At 41.9% G+C, this 20,724-nt stretch carries 18 protein-coding genes; 5 read left to right on the forward strand and 13 right to left on the reverse strand.

Features of this window, described 5'->3' with window-relative positions; translation table 11 throughout:
* Nucleotides 1-15 precede the first annotated feature (15 nt).
* Nucleotides 16-1,383: an MFS transporter gene (locus tag JIG41_RS04215; RefSeq protein ID WP_199524296.1), complete on the reverse strand. Its 1,368-nt coding sequence runs from the start codon at nt 1,381-1,383 to the stop codon at nt 16-18.
* A 163-nt stretch (nt 1,384-1,546) separates the two neighbouring features.
* On the opposite strand from JIG41_RS04215, the gene uvrA reads away from it, so the two are divergent.
* Together uvrA and JIG41_RS04225 are read left to right on the forward strand one after the other, a co-directional pair.
* On the forward strand, nt 1,547-4,366 hold the full coding sequence (gene uvrA / locus JIG41_RS04220; RefSeq protein WP_074989346.1) for an excinuclease ABC subunit UvrA: 2,820 nt from the start codon (nt 1,547-1,549) through the stop codon (nt 4,364-4,366).
* 12 nt (nt 4,367-4,378) lie between these two features.
* On the forward strand, nt 4,379-5,455 hold the full coding sequence (locus JIG41_RS04225) for a hypothetical protein (RefSeq protein ID WP_065978304.1): 1,077 nt from the start codon (nt 4,379-4,381) through the stop codon (nt 5,453-5,455).
* Between the two features lie 483 nt (nt 5,456-5,938).
* Here the strand turns inward: JIG41_RS04225 and trpS are convergent, their stop codons facing one another.
* The 3 genes from trpS to rpe are packed head-to-tail and all read right to left on the reverse strand — an operon-like array spanning nt 5,939 to nt 8,340.
* Entirely contained in the window at nt 5,939-6,943 is a 1,005-nt protein-coding gene (trpS, locus tag JIG41_RS04230; protein ID WP_036973183.1) for a tryptophan--tRNA ligase, read from the reverse strand.
* 48 nt (nt 6,944-6,991) lie between these two features.
* On the reverse strand, nt 6,992-7,657 hold the full coding sequence (locus tag JIG41_RS04235; protein WP_065978303.1) for an HAD-IA family hydrolase: 666 nt from the start codon (nt 7,655-7,657) through the stop codon (nt 6,992-6,994).
* Entirely contained in the window at nt 7,654-8,340 is a 687-nt protein-coding gene (rpe, locus tag JIG41_RS04240) for a ribulose-phosphate 3-epimerase (protein ID WP_199524297.1), read from the reverse strand. The genes JIG41_RS04235 and rpe overlap by 4 nt, the downstream gene beginning before the upstream one ends.
* 327 nt (nt 8,341-8,667) lie before the next feature.
* Here rpe and JIG41_RS04245 point away from each other — a divergent pair, with 327 nt between their 5' ends.
* A complete protein-coding gene (locus tag JIG41_RS04245) occupies nt 8,668-8,964 on the forward strand; it encodes a hypothetical protein (RefSeq protein ID WP_199524298.1) in 297 nt (98 codons plus the stop codon).
* A gap of 5 nt (nt 8,965-8,969) precedes the next feature.
* Nucleotides 8,970-9,155, forward strand: coding sequence for a DUF2970 domain-containing protein (locus tag JIG41_RS04250; RefSeq protein WP_074989343.1), 186 nt, complete (start codon nt 8,970-8,972; stop codon nt 9,153-9,155).
* On the opposite strand, the gene JIG41_RS04255 is transcribed toward JIG41_RS04250, so the two are convergent.
* The 9 genes from JIG41_RS04255 to JIG41_RS04295 form a co-directional block, all read right to left on the reverse strand.
* Nucleotides 9,127-9,969, reverse strand: a complete 843-nt coding sequence (locus JIG41_RS04255; RefSeq protein WP_036973188.1) for a Dam family site-specific DNA-(adenine-N6)-methyltransferase — start codon at nt 9,967-9,969, stop codon at nt 9,127-9,129. The genes JIG41_RS04250 and JIG41_RS04255 overlap by 29 nt on opposite strands.
* A gap of 53 nt (nt 9,970-10,022) precedes the next feature.
* A complete protein-coding gene (locus JIG41_RS04260) occupies nt 10,023-11,417 on the reverse strand; it encodes an AAA family ATPase (RefSeq protein WP_036973190.1) in 1,395 nt (464 codons plus the stop codon).
* Nucleotides 11,417-12,487 carry a 3-dehydroquinate synthase gene (gene aroB / locus JIG41_RS04265; protein WP_036973191.1) on the reverse strand — a complete coding sequence of 357 codons (1,071 nt, stop codon included), beginning with the start codon at nt 12,485-12,487 and terminating at the stop codon, nt 11,417-11,419. The genes JIG41_RS04260 and aroB overlap by 1 nt, the downstream gene beginning before the upstream one ends.
* A gap of 27 nt (nt 12,488-12,514) precedes the next feature.
* Nucleotides 12,515-13,033 carry a shikimate kinase AroK gene (aroK, locus tag JIG41_RS04270; protein WP_036973192.1) on the reverse strand — a complete coding sequence of 173 codons (519 nt, stop codon included), beginning with the start codon at nt 13,031-13,033 and terminating at the stop codon, nt 12,515-12,517.
* Nucleotides 13,034-13,212: 179 nt separating this feature from the next.
* On the reverse strand, nt 13,213-15,294 hold the full coding sequence (locus JIG41_RS04275) for a type IV pilus secretin PilQ (protein WP_036973193.1): 2,082 nt from the start codon (nt 15,292-15,294) through the stop codon (nt 13,213-13,215).
* Nucleotides 15,281-15,817, reverse strand: coding sequence for a pilus assembly protein PilP (locus JIG41_RS04280; protein WP_036973194.1), 537 nt, complete (start codon nt 15,815-15,817; stop codon nt 15,281-15,283). The genes JIG41_RS04275 and JIG41_RS04280 overlap by 14 nt, the downstream gene beginning before the upstream one ends.
* The gene (locus JIG41_RS04285; protein WP_036973195.1) at nt 15,814-16,419 is read right to left on the reverse strand and encodes a type 4a pilus biogenesis protein PilO; all 606 of its coding nucleotides are present in this window, start codon (nt 16,417-16,419) and stop codon (nt 15,814-15,816) included. Before JIG41_RS04285 ends, JIG41_RS04280 begins: the two co-directional genes overlap by 4 nt.
* Nucleotides 16,409-16,981 carry a PilN domain-containing protein gene (locus tag JIG41_RS04290; RefSeq protein ID WP_036973196.1) on the reverse strand — a complete coding sequence of 191 codons (573 nt, stop codon included), beginning with the start codon at nt 16,979-16,981 and terminating at the stop codon, nt 16,409-16,411. The genes JIG41_RS04285 and JIG41_RS04290 overlap by 11 nt, the downstream gene beginning before the upstream one ends.
* Complete coding sequence (locus JIG41_RS04295; RefSeq protein ID WP_036973197.1) at nt 16,969-18,048, reverse strand: pilus assembly protein PilM; 1,080 nt, start codon at nt 18,046-18,048, stop codon at nt 16,969-16,971. Before JIG41_RS04295 ends, JIG41_RS04290 begins: the two co-directional genes overlap by 13 nt.
* A 132-nt stretch (nt 18,049-18,180) precedes the next feature.
* Here JIG41_RS04295 and JIG41_RS04300 point away from each other — a divergent pair, with 132 nt between their 5' ends.
* Nucleotides 18,181-20,691 carry a penicillin-binding protein 1A gene (locus tag JIG41_RS04300; RefSeq protein WP_199524299.1) on the forward strand — a complete coding sequence of 837 codons (2,511 nt, stop codon included), beginning with the start codon at nt 18,181-18,183 and terminating at the stop codon, nt 20,689-20,691.
* The last annotated feature ends 33 nt before the right edge of the window (nt 20,692-20,724 follow it).

The following is a 20,724-nucleotide window of genomic DNA, read 5'->3' on the forward strand; positions in this document are numbered from 1 at the left end:
CTTCTCCTTTAAACGTTAGATTAAACCAGCCGCTTTTCGTGCTTGGTCTAGGTCAAATTCTTTATCATTAATCTTTAAATAGCTGCGATTTTCATCGCAAACAACCGTTGCTTCTATTACGCCCGGTAAAGCAACTAGACGAGAAGCAAGCGCTTGTGCCTGCTGCTCGGAACTTAATTCTGTCATTAAGCTAATAATTTTACTTCTTGGTGGGACTTGCATATTCCAAGCAAGGATAAGCCATATTACCCCAACAAGTGCCGCCGCCGCAAACACTGCTTGCGCACTTAGCGCTTGTGCAACATAGCCCCCCAATAAACCACCTAAAAAGGCACCAAAAAACTGCGTAGACGAAAACACGCCCATGGCAGAGCCTTTCTGGTTTGCAGGGGCAATACGAGACACTAATGCAGGCATAGTGGCTTCTAAAAAATTAAATGCGACAAAGTAAACTAACATACACACACCGATGCCAACCACAGAATCAACCCAGAATGACATCGCCAACATGCTTAATACTAATAAGGCGATTGAACCAATAAACGCCTGTTTTTCTTTTTCTTTGCGGATAGCCACTATCATCATTGGCGCCATTAAGAAAAACGCTAAAAATAAGACTGGAATATATAAATACCAATGATGATCAGCAATTAATCCATCTTTAATTAATTGACCCGGTAAGGCTACAAACACCGTGGTTAACGTAAGATGAAGTAACATAACACCAAAATCTAAACGTGCTAATTGCGGGTGTTTAATTAATTGTTTTATGTCATCTAAGGTGGCAAGCGTGTCGCCTTTGGGTGCCTTGCTTACTGCATTTGGAACCAAAAACAAGACAATAAAAATACCTAAAATGGCCAACCCAGCTGTTAGCCAAAAAACGCCAGCAACACCCCAAGATGCCGCAACTATTGGCCCTAGTAGCATCGCAACAGCAAAGCTCATACCAATACACATACCAATAACAGCCATCACCTTTGGACGCTGCTCATCTCGGCTTAAATCTGAAGCCAAAGCTAGTAACGCACTGGCAATCGCGCCCATACCTTGTAATGCACGGCCAAACGTCACCATTTGTACCGACTCGGCGGTGGCAGCAATAACGGAACCAAGCGCAAACACGCACAGGCCTCCAATAATCACTTTTTTACGGCCTATTTTATCCGACAACCACCCCATTGGAATTTGTAACACGGCTTGCGTTAAACCATACGCACCGATTGCAAAACCAATCCATAGCGGCGAAAAACCTTCCAATTGCTGACCATAAATAGCCAGAACTGGCATCAACATAAATAGGCCAAGCATACGGAACGCAAACACGCTCGCTAACGAAACGGCAGCGCGTTTTTCTCGGGAGTTGAGTGAAGATGCTGTCATGAATTACTGAATCTTGCTGTCTATTAAAATGTAAGCGTGGATTCTACCACAAGCGAAAAATAAATAATCACCTGTAAGTGAGGATTTTTTCTTTGATCAAGGATTAATCTTGTCGCGTATTGTGAGATACTGAAATAATCACTTGGTAATAAAACGAGATAGCATGGAAAACATTGAAGTCCGAGGCGCCCGTACGCACAATTTAAAAGACATCAGCCTAACCATTCCCCGTGATAAGCTGATAGTTATCACTGGCCTATCTGGTTCAGGGAAATCGTCTTTAGCGTTTGATACATTGTATGCAGAAGGGCAACGTCGTTATGTAGAATCACTCTCAGCCTATGCAAGACAATTTTTATCGTTAATGGAAAAGCCTGATGTTGATCATATCGAAGGTCTTTCACCGGCTATCTCTATTGAACAAAAATCAACCTCGCACAATCCACGTTCTACGGTTGGCACAATCACCGAGATATACGATTACCTGCGTTTACTCTTTGCCCGTGTTGGTGAGCCTCGTTGCCCTACCCACGACCTACCACTGGCAGCACAAACAATTAGCCAAATGGTCGACACGGTTTTAGCTCTGCCAGAGGGCAGCAAACTTATGCTACTCGCCCCCGTGGTTAAAGACCGTAAAGGTGAGCATGTAAAGCTACTTGAGCAACTAGCAAGTCAAGGTTTTATTCGTGCCCGTATAGATGGTGAGGTATGTGACTTATCAGATCCTCCCACGCTAGAGCTGCATAAAAAGCACACGATAGAAGTGGTTGTCGATCGTTTTAAAGTGAAAGATGGTCAGCAGCAGCGCTTAGCCGAGTCATTCGAAACAGCCCTTGATCTTTCAAGTGGTGTTGCGCACGTCGCTGCAATGGATGACTCACTTAGCGAAGACATGCTTTTTTCAGCAAACTTTGCCTGTCCAACATGTGGCTACGCTATGAGCGAGCTTGAGCCTCGCCTTTTCTCGTTTAATAATCCTGCTGGTGCATGTCAAAGCTGTGATGGTTTAGGGGTTCGCCAGTACTTTGATCCCAATCGTGTGGTGCAAAACCCAGAGCTAAGTTTATCGGGCGGTGCGATTAAGGGCTGGGACAAACGCAGCTTTTATTATTTTCAGATGCTGCAAGCAGTGGCTGAACACTATGGCTTTGACCTAGAAGCCCCGTTTCAAGAATTAAGTAAAGATGCCCAAAAAGTCATTCTTGAAGGATCGGGTAAAACCAAAATCGCCTTTAATTATCGAAATGACCGCGGCGACCTTATTACTCGTAATCACGAGTTTGAAGGTGTATTAAATAATATGAACCGCCGCTACCGCGAAACCGAGTCAAACTCAGTTCGCGAAGAGCTGGCAAAATATCAAACCAGCCAAGCATGTCCAAGCTGTCATGGTTCTCGTTTACGCCAAGAGGCTCGTCACGTATTCATAGGTCAAACTAATTTGCCAGCTATCACCACCATGAGTATTGGTGAAAGTATGGCATTTTTTGAAGGCCTAGCGCTTACAGGTCAGCGTGCTCAGATTGCCGATAAAATCTTAAAAGAGATCCGTGATCGCTTATCATTTTTAATAAATGTTGGCTTAAACTACTTATCACTTGAACGCAGTGCAGACACGCTATCGGGCGGTGAAGCGCAGCGTATTCGCTTGGCAAGCCAAATTGGTGCTGGGCTTGTTGGTGTTATGTATGTACTGGATGAACCGTCAATTGGTTTACACCAACGCGACAACGACCGCTTGCTAAAAACCCTTATTCACCTTCGCGATTTAGGGAATACCGTGATAGTGGTTGAACACGATGAAGATGCAATTCGCGCTGCAGATCACATTATCGATATTGGTCCAGGTGCCGGTGTTCATGGTGGTCATGTTATCGCACAAGGTACGCATGACGATATTTTAGCGAGCAAAGACTCTATCACCGGGCAATACTTATCGGGTGTGAAAAAAATTGAAGTACCAACCACTCGCCATCCAACGAACGACAAATGGCTTGAGCTATTCGGCGCAACGGGTAATAACCTAAAGAATGTTGATTTAAAAATTCCATTCGGTTTGATGACCTGTATCACAGGTGTTTCAGGTTCTGGTAAGTCAACGCTTATCAACGACACCTTATTTAAACTTGCTCACACTGAACTTAATGGTGCAACGACCGCAGAGGCCGCACCGTATAAATCGATTAGTGGTCTTGAACACTTTGATAAAGTAATTGATATTGACCAAAGCCCGATTGGCCGTACGCCACGTTCAAACCCTGCCACATACACCGGTATTTTTACTGGTATTCGTGAACTGTTTGCTGGCACCCAAGAAGCCCGCTCACGAGGTTATAAAGTCGGTCGCTTTAGCTTTAACGTGAAAGGCGGTCGTTGTGAAGCGTGTCAAGGTGATGGCGTAATCAAAGTAGAAATGCACTTTTTACCAGACGTGTATGTGCCGTGTGATGTATGTAAAGGTCAGCGCTACAACCGTGAAACACTTGAAGTACAGTACAAAGGTAAAAATATTCACCAAGTATTAGAAATGACCGTGGAAGATGCGCGCGAGTATTTTGATAAAATTCCCGCGATTGCCCGCAAGCTACAAACCCTAATGGATGTTGGCTTGTCTTATATCCGTTTAGGGCAAGCAGCGACAACCTTATCGGGTGGTGAAGCACAGCGTGTAAAACTGGCACGAGAGCTATCAAAACGCGACACGGGTAAAACACTCTATATACTTGATGAACCTACAACAGGTTTACACTTTGCTGATATTCAGCAATTATTAGTGGTGCTTCACCGTTTACGCGACCATGGCAATACCATTGTAGTGATTGAACACAATCTTGATGTGATCAAAACTGCTGACTGGATTGTCGATTTAGGCCCTGAAGGGGGCTCTGGCGGCGGTGAAATTTTAATTTCGGGTACCCCTGAAGAAGTGGCCGATTGCGAACGTTCACACACAGGCAGATACTTAAAACCACTACTATAAAAAGGACGTTGGGTGCGTAGGTATTTAAAAATAGCGAAGTGGCGCGCTAATAAACAGTTTCAACAACAGCAGCGCAGCTGGCAACCTCATAAAACAAGGTTGGTTGAACGTATACAAGCCATTTGGTTTAACTTAAGTACCGCACAAAAGCTCTACCTTTTAGCATTAAGCAGCCTGATTGTTCTGCAATCAGGCTGGCTCAGTGCCACCATCACTATCATTGCCCTCGTTATTGAATTTTGGCCTAAGTTTAATCAGCTGTGGCACTCTTTAGCGGGCAAAGCACTCATCTTAATTTTCTATGCCAGTATCGCGAACTTTGTATTAGCTGGGGCCAGTGGCATTGTTAATGACGTTACCCATGTGTCGGCCAACCACTTTAACTATACTCATAACTTTGCCACCTTACTGTATTTACCCCCTTGGGCAATGGGGATCACATTAGGTACCCTGCTGTTGTTTCAACTTTTTTTACCCTTCTATATTTTCATTTTATTATTAATAAAACCGTTTGGCTCAGAGCGAATAAAATTTATTAGTCAAAGTTATTCACCATTATTAACGGCTATAGTGCGCTTTATATTAGCGTCAGTGGTCTTTATTAATCTGACTTCGTTCATTAATGACAAACCACCCGAAGAGGTGCTTGATAATATTCTTACAAGCTTTGTTGATGGCCAAGCGATAGCAAAAGAGTCACCCTCTGAGCAACAAAAAGCCGTTGAAGAACTCAGTGAAAAAATAGAACAACACCTTCCAAAGAGCAGCGCAGAAACGCCCCCATCTAAGCGCAATGTTGAGATAGACAGTGAGGGTGAGAGTGATGGTGAGAGTGAAACCGTTGAAAACTTACGTCAATTTTTAAATACCAAGGGCTACTTTGAGCGCAGCAAACGTCTCATTGCCATGTTTGCTTTTAGCTTTGAGGCTGATAGTTACTCTCGTTGCTTAAAAGATGAGACGAGTAAAGCTGTGGAATTGAATGATTATGAGATTGTTCAAATTACCCCCGATCACAATGCGCCGTATGGCTATCGCTTTTCGGTGATCGCTTGTGATTCGCCTGGCGTTACGCCCGTTAAAAAATAGCGGCTCAAACACGCTACTCACTTAGCTTACTGCGCTTTTTTAAACCAATGAAAGAAAGCGCAGTAAAAGCAAAGCCTACTAAGCAATAAAAAACACTAAAAAGTACTGATTAAAAGCTTATTTCCTTTCATAAGATTTAAATATAACCAACTGATAAATAAAAGATATCAATTAAAAAAACCTTATCAAACAAATTGCTCATATCTTGATAAGCGACATTCCCCCTCTAAGGCCGTTATTGTAGCGCTATCAACAGGTCACCAACCTTTATACCTGAAGATATACCCAACCAGCTTTGATGAAAATTGAGTCATATTTTAAATGTGATGAGGAACGTAGAATGGAAAAAAACAGATAAATATGCTGTGTCACTCATTTGCCTATTTAGCGCCTTAATGGCATTGAGTTTCTGTTAGACGCTTAGATATAAAAATACCGCTTATAAGCGGTATTTTTATATCTTTAAACGCCCTTGTTATATGACTACGGGCGAGGAATAAAACCCACCGCGTCGTACACTGCTTTTAATGTTTTTTCAGCACGAATACTCGCTTTCTCAGCGCCAGACTTCATGATGCTATTAAGTAACGCTTGATCATCACGAATTTCATGAAAACGCGCTTGGATAGGCTCAATCATGCTAACCACGGCTGCTGCTGTATCTTTTTTCAGGTGACCATACATTTTATCTTCGTACTCAGGCACTAAGTCTTCGATTGAGCGTTTAGTGGCAACTGATAACAAGGTAAGTAAATTAGATACGCCTGGTTTTTCTTCACGGTCGAAGTAAATACGTGCTTGCTCGTCTGAATCAGTAACGGCTTTTTTCAGTTTCTTTTCAATCTTCTTCGGTTCATCTAACAACATGATGTAGCCGTTTGGATTTTCATCTGACTTAGACATTTTCTTTAGTGGGTCTTGCAAGCTCATTACACGTGCACCAAATTCAGGAATGTATGGCTCAGGAAGCTTAAATACATCTCCGTACAGGTTATTAAAACGCGTCGCAATATCACGAGTAAGCTCTAAATGCTGCTTTTGGTCTTCGCCTACTGGTACTTGATCAGCTTGATACAACAAAATATCAGCGGCTTGTAATACAGGGTATGAAAATAAGCCCACGTTTACGTTATTAGCATGCTTTGATGACTTGTCTTTAAACTGCGTCATACGGTTAAGCTCACCCATTTGCGCATAACAGTTTAACACCCAACTAAGCTGAGCATGCTCTGGCACTTGAGATTGAACAAATAACGCAGATTTTTCAGGGTCGATACCACACGCCGCATACAATGCAATACCATCTAAAACACGTGAACGCAGCTGCTCAGGATCTTGACGTACAGTAATGGCATGTAAATCAACCAGCATAAAGAAACTTTCGTGGTCTTCCTGTAGCTTAAGCCACTGGTTAATAGCGCCAACATAGTTGCCTATTGTCATACCACCGGTTGGCTGAATGCCACTTAACACTACTGGTTTACTCATGATGTTCCTTTATTTTACTAAACTAATAAGACTAAATTTAAAATGCACTTACCTTTGCGTAAGAACAGGTATTATATCTAAGAAATTATCACAGAGGTACTCTGGATTGAAATCAGCAAGGTTTTCACCTTGGTTATAACCATAACCGAGCGCGATAACATCAACATTAGCAGCTTTAGCTGCTAATACATCGCTTTTAGAGTCACCGATCATAATGGCTTTTTCTGGGCTTACATTAAGTTGTCTGCAAGCAAATTGTAACGGTTCAGCTGATGGTTTTTTTGTCATATCATCGCCGCAAACAATAAACTGAAAATGATGAGTAAGTGCCAACTTATCAAGTAGTTTTTCAGTAAAGCGGCGTGCTTTGTTGGTTATGATGACTTTGGGTATGCTTGCCAGCGCTGCAAGACCTGTCTCAACGTGCTGATAAAGCGCGCTATAATCACCAACAACCTCATCATAATGCTGATAAAAAAGAGTGATAGCTTGCTGTGCCAACGCATCATCTAAATGCTCGCTTATTTGCATATCACCGCTCAAGCCTCGCTTAACAAGCGTTTCTATGCCATTACCAACCCAACCTTCCACTAATTTTTGTGTGACCACTGGGAACGCTAAATCTGTTAGCGTTAAATTCATGGCAATATACAAATCATAAACACTGTCGACTAACGTGCCGTCGAGGTCAAAAAAGGCAGCATCGTATCTCATGAATTAACGTTTCCTAGCTCTGCACGCATTTTATCGATCACCTCTTTGTAATCAGGTTGGTTGAAAATAGCAGAACCGGCAACAAACATATCGGCTCCTGCCTCAGCGATTTCTGCAATGTTATCCACATTAACACCGCCATCCACTTCAAGGCGAATATTTCGACCTGATTGTTCAATAATTTTACGCGCTTGACGTAACTTGTCTAAGGTATGTGGAATAAAGCTTTGACCACCAAAACCGGGGTTTACCGACATCAATAAGATCACATCAACTTTGTCGAGTACATGCTCAAGGTAGCTCAGGCTGGTTGCAGGATTAAACACCAATCCCGCTTGGCAACCACAATTTTTAATTAGCTGTAAGGTGCGGTCAATATGTTCACTGGCTTCTGGGTGAAAACTAATAATTGATGCCCCAGCTTCAGCAAAATCAGGAATTAAGCGGTCAACCGGCTTCACCATTAAATGCACATCTATCGGTGCGGTAACACCGTAGTCACGTAATGCTTTGCAAATCATGGGGCCAAAGGTCAGGTTTGGCACATAGTGGTTATCCATTACATCAAAATGTACAACATCAGCACCACTGGTTAAGACGCGATCGACATCTTCGCCTAAACGCGCAAAGTCGGCCGATAAAATAGACGGGGCAATTAAATACTTTTGTAATGTTTCCAGCATGAGAGATCCCTTAAAATTTGCTACAGCAATGAAAGTGCGCTTAATGTAACCTAATAGTTAGCTGATTTAAACACCGGCACGAAAGCGCAGCGCCCGACAAAATAATAGAGTCAGTCTTTTAGACTATTGAATCTAGGTAAAAAGAACGAACCCATGGCGTATAACCTCTTTTTTAACAACAACTAAAAACAAACAAAAATTAAACATTTCATTTACTTCAAGCTGCTAATTTTACTAAAAAATCATCTAATTCAGCATTAATTAAGTTTGTTATTTGAACAACTTTTATGTATGCTTGTTTAAATAACACAAACAAAGGTTATTACAATGCGTGCTTTTAAAACTGGGATCTTAATCGCGTCCGCACTTTCAGTTACTGCTTTTGTATCACTTTCTTCAAATGATGAAGATACATTTCTAGCAGCCACATCAGACTGTCAATGCAATACGATTACTGTATCGTCTTCGACTAATCAATGTATTCAAACTAATAAAGAAACGGGTTGGTTTTCGTGGTTAACGGGCGATAGCCGTAGTGCTCAATTTCATTACTTAGATTTACTTGAACTGTTAACTAGCAGCGAAGAATCAAAGAAAGTTAGCGGTTTAGGCTCAACGTTCTAAATCGCATGAAAAAATTCTTTAGTGCATTACAAAGTGTCGTTGCGGCATTTTTTGGTGTTCAATCAGAAGACAAACGTCAAGCTGATTTCAAAGAGCATTCACTCAGCTCCCTCGCTGTGATTGCCCTCATCTTATTTATTCTTTTCGTCGCTGCTATCTATTTCACCGTGTCTTTGGTGCTAAATACATAGCCATTAACTCATTGACTTTATTGCGTGAACCGCCTTTAGGGCTGATTGTTCGCTTAACTTGAATCTCGTCTAATGATGCTTGGCTGTAAATTTTACGCGTCCAGACCGTATCATGATTCGAGATAAGCACTGGGGTATTGTTTTCAAAAGCAGCTTGCTCGGCTAAATTTGCTAGGTTTGCTTGATCATCTAAGTTAAACCCCCCTTTAGCATATGACGTAAAAGACGCAGTTTTACTAAGCGGCACATACGGTGGGTCACAGTACACAACAGCGTTTTCAGGAATAAGCTTAAAGACTTCGTCATAGCCTAGGCAGGTAAACGTAGCTTGCTGTGCTTTCTCAGCAAAAAAGCTCATTTCTTTTTCAGGGAAATAGGGACGTTTATATTTTCCAAAGGGGACGTTAAAAATCCCCTTCAAGTTATAACGGCATAGACCATTATAACCATGACGATTCATGTATAAGAATAAAATAGCACGCTCATACACATCGCTACTTTGATTAAACTGCACACGATATTCATAGTAAGCTTCTGGGTGGTTGTTTAATTCAACAAACAACTTTTTAGCGTCGCTAATAAACTCATCTGGCGAGCGCTTTAACTCAGTGTATAAATTGATGAGATCTGCATTGATATCATTCAAAATATAATGCTTAAAATCAGTATTTAAAAACACTGAACCCGCACCAACAAAAGGCTCAACTAAGGTGTCTGCATTCATACTCGCTTGTTTTAAACGGGCGTGAATGTCCTCAACTAGGCTGTATTTTCCGCCTGCCCATTTAAGGAAGGCCCTGGTCTTTTGCTGCATCTGCTCTTAACTTCAATTCAGTGTTGCGCGATTTTACACTAATCAGTTTTAATTTACTGATCTAGTGAAGCGATTTCTTGTTTAATTTTACTTATTTTTTTATAAAAAGGCTGATTTTTACGCACATTTTCAGAAAGTGATAAGGCTGCTTTCTTAGCATCACTTAAGGTCGAAAAACTGCCATAAGTGACAATCCACCATGGCTTGCCACTGCGCATGCTTTTATAAGTATTCACTTGCCCTTGTAAGGTATTTTCAGCGATAAATTTCTCGCTGATCTGTGGGTTCGTGACAGCCAATAGCTGAATAACAAAATTATTGTCTGGCTGTGCTAAATACCAAGCATTACCGCTAAGTCGTGGCGGTTTGTCATTCACAGGCTCTTCTATGAATGAATCAATGTTATCAGTATTTTTCGCATCAGATGTAAGCGCAGCGGCAATTTCATCACTGCTTGGCTTTTCTATTGGTTGTGATGGTTGCTCAATCGTTTTATCTGGCGCGAGGCTATCAACAATTGCAGCAACATTATTTTCATGCTTTTCAGCGGGTTGCTTAATAACCTCTGCGGTTTCAACTGTTGGCGATGGCAGCTCAGGTGCTCGTTCTGGTTCTGGCTGCTTACCGGCGTTAAGTTCGGTATCTCTTTGCGAGTTAACAACAGCGTCAGTAGAAAGTGCCGTTTCCACAGGTAAGGCGGTATCTTGTTGATAATGCGCTTTCCACCACTGCGTCATATCAGCTTTGTATAAAAAGCCAATAATCAACAGCATGGTCGTTAACAACATTAAAATGATATACAGCAGCTTATAACTTTTTTCTGGCGCACGAATATCAGCGGTTTGTAGCTCAGGTTGCCATGCAAGTAGCAACGCAGGATTGCCCTGTGCTTCTTGTAAAAAAGTACGGAATACAGGGTCTTCCTCAACAGGTAAGTTATCAAAGAACCAGCGCATTAGCTGCTTACTTTCACTTATGTTCAATGCTTCAAGATGAATTTCAACCGCTTGCGTAAACTGCCCCGATGATTGTGAGGCAAGCAAAATATATAAGGTTGTTGGGCTTTGTTTTGCTAACGTTTCTAACTGTTGGATCATTTCATCTGATAAATGACGGCCGCCATCAATCACCCACAAACAATTACCGCAGGGTTGTTGTTTATAAAGCTGATAAAAGTTTTCAGATAAACTGAGGGTGTGATCAATCAGTGGGTTACGAAAGTTTTGTTCGAGTAGTTCAGTGATGAACTGTTGATCAGTCATCTTGCCAGAAAGTTGTACAAATGCTTTGTTGAACTCAAGATATTTGTCGGTAATAAACGTTTCCAACAAATAACTTTTTCCTAATCCTGATGCGCCTAATAAGCATATTAGGTTCTGCCCATATTCGAATTGGAGGGCAATACGATCAACTAGCGCTGCACGGCTAGGCAATATTTGTGATTGCATTAGCGCGCTATTAAATCACAGACCTGCTGATCGGTTACATCACTGACCAGCGCACATTGACCAAATTGTGTAGGAAGAATAAAGCGAATGGTGCCTTTTTTATTTTTCTTATCTTTGCGCATATGAATCAGAAACTGCTCACTGGTCATCTCGCTTGGAATATCCACAGGTAAATCATACTGTGATATTAACTGCACAATACGCTCAACCTCAGATGCTGATAAGTCGCCTCGCGTGTGTGCCAGTCGGGCTGCAAGCACCATACCTGCCGCCACGGCTTCTCCATGCAACCAATTACCGTAACCCATTTGTGCTTCAATAGCATGACCAAAAGTATGGCCCAGGTTTAGGAGTGCACGTAAACCGGCTTCTTTTTCATCTTCTGCAACAATAAGTGCTTTGATTTCGCAGCAACGATAAATCACATGCTGAAGCGTTTGCTCGTCAAGTGACTTTAACTTTGCGATATTTTGCTCAAGATAAGCAAATAGCTCTGTATCGTAGATTAAGCCGTACTTGATTACTTCTGCCATACCGGCTGCAAACTCGCGCTCTGGCAGAGTATGCAATGATTTGGTATCAATAAACACAGCTTGCGGTTGGTAAAAAGCACCAATCATGTTTTTACCCAGCGGATGGTTAACCGCTGTTTTACCGCCCACAGATGAATCTACTTGCGACAACAATGTCGTCGGTATTTGAATAAACGGCACACCACGCTGATAACACGCAGCTACAAAGCCCGTTAAATCACCTACAACACCCCCGCCTAATGCAATTAAGCAGGTGTCACGACCACAGTTATGCTCAAGTAAAAACGCTGAAATCTTTTCAAACCAATCCAGTGATTTAAATTGCTCACCATCAGGAATAACAAAAGATAACGGATTAAGATCAGCCAACGACGTCATTACATCATCTAAATACAAAGGTGCAATGGTGTCGTTGGTGATAATGATAGGTCGACAATCGCCAATGTGCTCGCGGAGTCGACCTGTCTGTTGAAGTGCAGATTGACCAATATAAATAGGATAACTTCGCTCGTCCAAATTAACAGTTAATTCAAGCATCGCTAATTTCCTTTTTATTATTGGTTTTTAAAAATCTAATTTCTCAATGATTTGATTAGCAACAACTTTAGCGCTTTGCTCATCAGTGCGGACAACAAAATCAGCCACTTCTTTGTATAACGGTTCGCGTTCTTCAGCTAAGCGCTCTAATACATCGCGCGGTGCTTCTTCTGTTTGCAATAATGGGCGACGCTTGTCGCGCTGTGTGCGTGCAACCTGCTTTTCGATCGGTGTCTCTAGGTATACAACAATACCTCGAGCAGAAAGCTTATTACGAACTTCTTTACTGATCACAGAACCACCACCAGTAGCAAGGACAATGCCTTGCATCTCAGTTAAGTCTGAAATAACAGTTTCTTCACGAAGTCGGAAGCCCTCTTCACCCTCAAGATCGAATACCCAAGCAATATCTGCTCCTGTACGACGCTCGATCTCTTGATCTGAATCGAAAAATTCAAGGTGTAATTGGTCAGCAATGTGACGACCAATTGTGCTTTTGCCAGCCCCCATAGGGCCCACTAGAAATATATTACGTTTCTCAGCCATATCTTTTTAGTACAAACGAACTCTAAAATTTGAAATAAAACCCCGCCTAACGACCTGGCCCCAAAATTAAGGAGGGGATTATCTCAGTAATTGATTGGTCATTTCAAGTCAATTAGCGTAAAAAGCCTCATAACGAGCAATTAAACCTGCGAATTGCTCGTTGCTTAAGAAAAAAACACTTAATCTATCTGAATTTTTGGTGTTACGAAGATTAGCAACTCTCTTTTTTCATTAAATTCACTCGTACTTCTAAACAGCACACCTAAATATGGAATGTCACCTAGTAGAGGTACTTTCTTTGTTGAGTTCACAATTTGTTGTTGAAAAATACCACCGAGTACGACGGTTTGGCCATTTTCAACCAACACTTGTGTTTGGATCTGTTGCGTATCAATAGCGACTGCAGGGCCTGTTGGAGTCTGTACCGTATCGCCTCGTGTATCTTGAGTGATAATAAGGTCAAGAATCACCTTATTGTCTGGCGTGATATGCGGTGTCACTTCAAGGCTTAATACCGCCTTTTTGAAACTCACCGTTGTTGCACCACTTGAAGCAGCCTCTACATAGGGAATTTCAGTACCTTGCTCAATACGGGCTTTTTGCTGGTTTGCTGTGGTAATACGAGGGCTGGCAATGATTTCACCTTTATTTTCTTCTTCAAGCGCAGTCAGCTCGAGATCAATTAAAGTGCCATTGGCAAGTTTCGCAACATGCATACCAATGCTCCCTGCTGGGTTTGAGATTGGTAAGTTAACATTTAGACGATCAGCGACGTTCGGGATCAAACCATTTGAAATCGTTTCAGCACCTTCAAGTGTTCCCGCTAAGCCATCAGTGCCTTGCTGGTCACTAAAGCCCCAACGCACACCTAAGTCTTCTTGTACGTTATCACGAACCGTCACCATACGAGACTCAATAACAACTTGTCGCACCGCAATATCAAGCGTATCAACCATACGGCGAACACTCTCTATGCTCTTAGCGGTGTCTTTAATTAATAGTGTATTGGTGCGCTTATCAACCGACACGCTGCCACGCGCAGAAATGATGCTGTTAGTGTCGGTTTTTAATAAATCGGCGAACTCTTCCGCTTTCGCGTAGTTCAGACGAATATATTCACTGTATAAAGGCTCTAGATCTTCAACTTGCTGTTTTGCTTTTAACTCTTTCGCTTCGCGAGCAGCCAACTCTTCAGACGGTGCCACCATTAAAATGGTGCCATCCATGCGTTTGTCTAGGCCTTTCACTTTTAACACCACGTCGAGTGCTTGATCCCATGGCACTCCTTCTAGGCGTAATGTGATGTTACCTGACACTGAGTCGCTGGTGACAAGGTTGAACTCGTTATAGCCTGCGATAATTTGCAGCACAGCACGGACCGGAATATCTTGAAAGTTTAAGGTCATTGGGCGACCTTGGTATTCAATACCGCCATCAAGGTATGCGCGTTGTGAGTCATCTTTTTCGACGGTCAAAGTAAAGATATTTTCGATCTGCTGATGCGTAAATTTAAATGCGGCATTAGGTTCAACTACAATGCGCGTCAAATTATCTTCTTTAAACGTTTCTATCGTGCTAACAACAGTGCCAAAATCAAGAACATCTAATTGATATAATAAATCGTCTAAAATGTCTGTATGGTGAAATTCTGCAACAATTTTACCACCGCTTTCATGTACATCGATTGCCGCTTGCGTATCTTGTAAAAACACAAGTAAGCGCGCTTCGCCTTTATCACCGCGACGAAAATCAATTGATTGCACCGTATTAATGTAATTATTTTTTGCTGATAGCGGATCAGCCGACTCATCGGTGGTGATTGGGTTGTCTGATACGTGTAAAGTGACGATGTTATCTTTCGCAGTCGTTTTATAAATTTTTAAACGCTCTAAAGAAACGGTTACTTTCAAGCCTTGTGATGTCATTGTGCTGCTGACATGTTTAATACCCGCCTGATTTATTTCAACATCGCGGACATTGTTATCTACACCGACATCGCTAAATAACATCTCAATGCGTGCAGGCGAATTGTACACTTGCACTTTTGGCTCAAAGGTAAGGGCCTCATCAAACACTAACTGTAATTGCGTTTCGCCTTTCATCAAGGGGTTATAACGCACATCATAGAGAAGAGGAGCAGCAATCGCTGTCTGCGTCATTAAGAGTGCCAATGCCGCCAACATAAATTTGTGCATGTGTACTAACCAAGCCATTCCTTTATGCATCTTATTTTTACCTTTCATACGATTAACTTGCACCATTTGTATCTGCCTCTAACATTTCTAGTTTTGTCAGACGCTCTTTCCAACAACCAGACCCATCAGGAATTAATTCTAATAATTGTATATAATTGTCGTGCACTTCTTTTATTTCACCATGATACAAACCTAGATAATTACCCTCTGTGACACGATATAGCGTGTCGTCAGCGGCTTTGATCAATGCCCAGGTTCTCCCTTTACTACCGATAGTGCCTTTCATTGACAAGTTATCGAGCGGGTATTTTTCAAGTGGTTGACGAACACGGTCAGGATCTGGGTGTAAACAGTTTTTAACTTGAACCAAGTTATTTTGAATTATTTCTGGTTTGGGAGCGACAAACGGACTACGTAACTCACCTGCACTGTATTCAAAATATTCAAACTTTGCCATTTGAGGAATAGGCTCAACCTCAGGGGTCGTGCTCGCTTTTACCTGATCAATAAACTCTTTTTGTTCTGAAGTATCATCATTACAGGCGCTGAGAAGCAAGCTCATAACAATAATTAACGGGAGCTTTCTCATTTCTTAGGCCCCCCTTCATAACGGTAGGTTTTTGCCACAACGCTAAAGGTTAATTCATTCTCGTTCGACGTTTGAATGGTAAAATCATGCAAACTCACAATACGTGGTAACTGTGCCACTTTGCCAACAAAGTCACCAAACTCATGATAGGTTCCTATTACCTCAATTTTAATGGGTAATTCGGTGTAAAACTCTTTTTTAATTTCCGGCAACCAGCCAATCTTCAAAAAGGTTAAGCCGCTTGTTGTCCCCACATACGATAAGTCGTCAAGGAGCCCCGGTGTTTCATTCGACGTTGGTAAGCGTTTTAAAAGCTGTGAAAACTTTTCTTCCATGTCGACCATTTGTTGACGATATAACTCTAGTTTGCTGGCTAATGCGTATTTTTGTTTGTACGTATTGCGCAGTTCGGTTTCTTTTGCAACCGCGGCGTGATAGCTGGTTATTTCGTCTGACACTAACAAGCTATAGCTGAAATACAACACGATTGCCGCAACAAACGCACAACACAGTGCTTTTACAGCAATGGGCCAATCGCCCATGTTTTCGAGTTCTATTTCATTCCAATCTATTTCAGTTAACGATTTGATATCAAGGCTCATTAGGTGCTTCTCCTATTTTATCAAACGGTTTAACGTAAAAATCCATATTAAAATCACTCAATAGCCTAGATGTTTGTTCACCTGCAACAATGCCTTGCATTACGGGTCGTTCTAACAAATAAGAGCTTTGCACTTGTCGTAACATCGTCGATAAGCGATTGTTAGATTCACTGCGACCAATCACATGAATACGGTCATTTTGGCGCTCAAGCTTGGTAAGATAGACACCCGCTGGCACTATTTTCGCCACTTCATCCATAATCTGCGTACCAAGGTTACGACTACTTTGCAGCTCTTCTATTAAACGCATACGTTGTTGAAGGCTTTCTTTTTTCTTATCAAGATCATTAATCTCGCGGATACGCTGATTAAGCAAGGCAATTTCTGTATTTAAGAAATCATTTTTTATATTTTGCCCTTCGCGTAAACCGCTATAAAAAGAGCTTAATATATACATACTTATGAAACTGATAACCACAACTGCAAAAAGTACTGTCACAAATTTATTCTGTGATTCTTTACGTTGTTGTTCGCGCCAAGGCAGTAGGTTTATATGTGGCATGATGAAAAGCTCCTTAACGCCAACCCAGTAGCTATCGCAAACTGCGTTCGGTGACGCTGCAGTACATTGCGATCAACTCTTGGAGAAATCTCAATGTTTGCGAAAGGATCAGCAACCACAGTATGAATTCCTAATTCTTCAATGAGTAAGCGATCTAACCCTTCAATCATCGCCGTGCCACCGGTTAAAACGATATAGTCAACATGATCTTTGCCACTTGTGGTTAAGAACATTTGCACCGCACGTCTTACTTGCTGTAGCAACGATGTTTGGAAAGGTGCCAATACTTCAAAGGTGTAATTAGGCGGCAAATCACCGGTTGTTTTGCCGATTTCAGCTTCATCAAAACTTTTGTTGTAATAAGCAACAATGCTATTTGTATATTGATCACCACCGAACACTTGGTCACGGGTATAAATAGTTTCACCCGCTTGTACCACGCTCACTAACATCAGCACGGCACCAATATCAACCACAGCAACACACTTATTGTACGCATCGCTTGGCAACTGCTGGTAGTACACATCCATCGTTCGACTAAGTGCATAACTTTCTACATCGACCACTTTAGCTTTTAAATTAGCCGTTTCTAAAGCACCAACGCGTGCCTCAACACTTTCTGTACGGGCAGCTGAGAGCAATACATTAACCTTGCTCGGATCGGCCTCATTAATGGCGAGTTTTTCAAAGTCTATATTTACTTCATCAAGTGGGTACGGTATGAGGCTATCTGCCTCAATTGCAATTTGCGACTCTAATTCAGCATCAGTTAATGATACATCCATGAAAATCACTTTGGTGATCACGGTTTGACCAGACACGGCTACTGCCGCAGCCTGAACAGATTTAGGTATTTTCCTTTTTAATTTAGCGATAACATTGCCAATCGCTTCAATGTCTTGAATTGTACGCTCAGACATTGCTCCCTTTGGCATTGGCTCTATAGCTAACGCCTCAAGTCGCAAACCTGTGTCTGTCTCCTGCAACAACACTGCTTTAATGCAGTGCGATCCAATGTCGATCCCTACCATCATAGATGAAGGCTTTTTAAATAGCTGACTTAGCATGTTTGCAACTTGGCCTTTGTTTTAATAATAAACAAGTTATAATTTTTATCTGAAAAAATATTATTCATTTTTTAATCAATATATACTAGCAGTCTCCGATTCTAATTGGGAGTCCATTTAGGGAAAATATAAGTGATTTTATTAAAACGAACTTTACAATTTATTATCATCTGCTCATTTTTAGGACTAATCACTTTAGTCGGTCTATACTATTACGTTAAACCTGATATTCCTAGCGTTCAGGTACTGAAAGACGTTCAATTACAGACACCTATGCAAGTATTTTCTAGAGATGGTTTATTGATTAACCAATTCGGTGAAAAACGCCGCATTCCGGTCACAATCGATGAAATTCCCCAGCCTTTAATCGATGCTATTTTAGCAACTGAAGATAATCGATTTTATGAACATATTGGTATCGACCCTATCGGTATCATCCGCTCAGCCATTGTACTCATATCTACAGGAGAAAAGAAACAAGGCGCAAGTACTATAACAATGCAACTTGCCCGTAACTTCTTCTTAACTCGTGAAAAAGCATACATCCGTAAAGTGAAAGAGATCTTCATTGCTTTGCACATAGAAAGCATATTAAGCAAAGATGAAATTCTCGAATTATATTTAAATAAAATTGAATTAGGTAACCGCGCATTCGGTATAGGTGCTGCTGCACAAGTGTATTACGGTAAAGAACTGAATGAGCTTACACTGCCTCAAATGGCAATGATTGCAGGTCTCCCCAAAGCGCCTTCGGCTTTAAACCCCATTCGTAACCCTGCACGCGCAAAAAGTCGACGAAATGTTGTTCTTGGCCGTATGTTAACCGAAAAATATATTACCCAGAGTGAATACAAAGAAGCCATTAACGCACCAATTACCGCTAAATTTCATGGGGCAGAAATTGAAGTTTATGCACCGTATATCTCTGAAATGGTGCGTGCAGAAATGGTGGCCCGTTATGGCCACGAACGTGCATACAACACAGGTTTTAAAGTGTACACCAGTGTTGAGTCTAATATTCAACAAGCAGCCCAAGATGCGCTCGTCGACAATCTACATGCCTACGATATGCGCCATGGATACCGAGGCGCCACCGCGCAGCTTTGGGATAGCAATACGGATAGTCCGCTTAGCGAAGACGCTATTTTAGATAAACTAAAAGACGTGAAAGAGTTTGGCCCTTTACGTGCGGGTGTGGTTACTCATGTTGCTGAGCAATCTGCGCAGGTATTACTAAAAAATGGCGAGCATATAACCCTTGAGTGGGATGGCCTAAAATGGGCACGTAAATACATTACCCGTTATCGCCAAGGTTTTGCACCGAAAACGGCCACCGAAATTCTCAATGCTGGCGAACAAATTTGGCTACGTAAGAATCCAGATGACAGTTATATTTTAAGCCAAGTACCCGAAGCATCAAGCGCCTTAGTATCACTTGACCCTCAAGATGGTCGCATAAAAGCCATTGTGGGAGGGTATAGTTTTGAGCAAAGCCAATATAATCGTGCAGTACAAGCTAAGCGCCAAGTAGGTTCGAATATTAAACCATTTATTTACTCAGCGGCGTTAGAAAATGGCTATACCTTAGCCTCAATCTTAAATGATGCCCCCATTAACCAATGGGACAAAAGCCAAGGTGTTGCATGGCGTCCTAAAAATAGCCCAGCAGTCTACAATGGCCCTATTCGTATTCGTCGTGCTTTAGCACAATCTAAAAACGTTATTTCAGTTCGGTTATTACGCGGTGTTGGTTTAGAGCGCACAGCAGATCATTTATTAAAGTTTGGCTTTTTGAATAGCGACATTAACCGCAGTGAGTCGCTGGCATTAGGGAGTGCCTCTATTACGCCTCTTGAGCTTGCACGCGGCATGAGTGCCTTTGCAAATGGAGGGCACTTAATTACGCCTTATTACATCTCTGAAATTCAAGATTCTGCTGGAACAACTTTATATAAAGCCACACCAGAGCTTGCCTGTGATACCCCAGAGCAAAAGGTCACGCCCGATTTTGCAACACTTGATGATAGCCAACTGATGGCCACAGAGTTAGAACACAACGCTCAGCCTCGCTGCGCGCCTCGTATCATCTCAAAACAAAATGCTTTCTTAATTTCGCAAGCAATGCACAGCGCAATTTGGGGTGGCGGAAGCTGGGCACATAAAACAGGTTGGAGTGGTACTGGCTGGCGTGCACAAGCGCTTGATCGCCGTGATCTAGCAGGTAAAACCGGAACCACGAATGACTCTGTTGATACATGGTTTAGTGGTTTTAATCGCAATGTACTGACCTCTGTGTGGGTTGGCTTTGATAACCCAGGCAACCCATTGGGTCGTTCAACCTACAACAGTAACCTTGATAAGTCACAAATATCAGGGGCTGAATCAGGCGCAAAAACGGCCCAACCAGCTTGGGTTGATTTTATGCGAGTTGCTTTAGATGGTATGCCTGAGGCACCGATTGAGTTTCCAGAAGGCTTAGTGTCTGTGCGCATTGATTTAGCAACAGGGTTACTGAGCCATAAAAATGATTACACCAGTCGCTTTGAGTACTTTATTAAAGGCACCGCTCCGACGAAGTATGTCCTTGAGCAACCGACTAATGTGTTTGAAGAGTCACTTTCTACAGAGGAAGAGCTGTTCTAAACAGTCACTTTAACACCTTTATTCGACTAATAA

This window comes from Pseudoalteromonas sp. bablab_jr011 (genome assembly GCF_016464045.1).
Taxonomy (GTDB): domain Bacteria; phylum Pseudomonadota; class Gammaproteobacteria; order Enterobacterales; family Alteromonadaceae; genus Pseudoalteromonas; species Pseudoalteromonas lipolytica.

Excerpts from the sequence above, each read along its gene's own strand:
- JIG41_RS04215 (WP_199524296.1), bottom strand. The coding sequence starts at position 1,383 with ATGACAGCATCTTCACTCAACTCCCGAGAAAAACGCGCTGCCGTTTCG.
- uvrA (WP_074989346.1), top strand. The coding sequence starts at position 1,547 with ATGGAAAACATTGAAGTCCGAGGCGCCCGTACGCACAATTTAAAAGAC.
- trpS (WP_036973183.1), bottom strand. The coding sequence starts at position 6,943 with ATGAGTAAACCAGTAGTGTTAAGTGGCATTCAGCCAACCGGTGGTATG.
- JIG41_RS04235 (WP_065978303.1), bottom strand. The coding sequence starts at position 7,657 with ATGAGATACGATGCTGCCTTTTTTGACCTCGACGGCACGTTAGTCGAC.
- rpe (WP_199524297.1), bottom strand. The coding sequence starts at position 8,340 with ATGCTGGAAACATTACAAAAGTATTTAATTGCCCCGTCTATTTTATCG.
- JIG41_RS04245 (WP_199524298.1), top strand. The coding sequence starts at position 8,668 with ATGCGTGCTTTTAAAACTGGGATCTTAATCGCGTCCGCACTTTCAGTT.
- JIG41_RS04250 (WP_074989343.1), top strand. The coding sequence starts at position 8,970 with ATGAAAAAATTCTTTAGTGCATTACAAAGTGTCGTTGCGGCATTTTTT.
- JIG41_RS04255 (WP_036973188.1), bottom strand. The coding sequence starts at position 9,969 with ATGCAGCAAAAGACCAGGGCCTTCCTTAAATGGGCAGGCGGAAAATAC.
- JIG41_RS04260 (WP_036973190.1), bottom strand. The coding sequence starts at position 11,417 with ATGCAATCACAAATATTGCCTAGCCGTGCAGCGCTAGTTGATCGTATT.
- aroB (WP_036973191.1), bottom strand. The coding sequence starts at position 12,487 with ATGCTTGAATTAACTGTTAATTTGGACGAGCGAAGTTATCCTATTTAT.
- aroK (WP_036973192.1), bottom strand. The coding sequence starts at position 13,033 with ATGGCTGAGAAACGTAATATATTTCTAGTGGGCCCTATGGGGGCTGGC.
- JIG41_RS04275 (WP_036973193.1), bottom strand. The coding sequence starts at position 15,294 with ATGGTGCAAGTTAATCGTATGAAAGGTAAAAATAAGATGCATAAAGGA.
- JIG41_RS04280 (WP_036973194.1), bottom strand. The coding sequence starts at position 15,817 with ATGAGAAAGCTCCCGTTAATTATTGTTATGAGCTTGCTTCTCAGCGCC.
- JIG41_RS04285 (WP_036973195.1), bottom strand. The coding sequence starts at position 16,419 with ATGAGCCTTGATATCAAATCGTTAACTGAAATAGATTGGAATGAAATA.
- JIG41_RS04290 (WP_036973196.1), bottom strand. The coding sequence starts at position 16,981 with ATGCCACATATAAACCTACTGCCTTGGCGCGAACAACAACGTAAAGAA.
- JIG41_RS04295 (WP_036973197.1), bottom strand. The coding sequence starts at position 18,048 with ATGCTAAGTCAGCTATTTAAAAAGCCTTCATCTATGATGGTAGGGATC.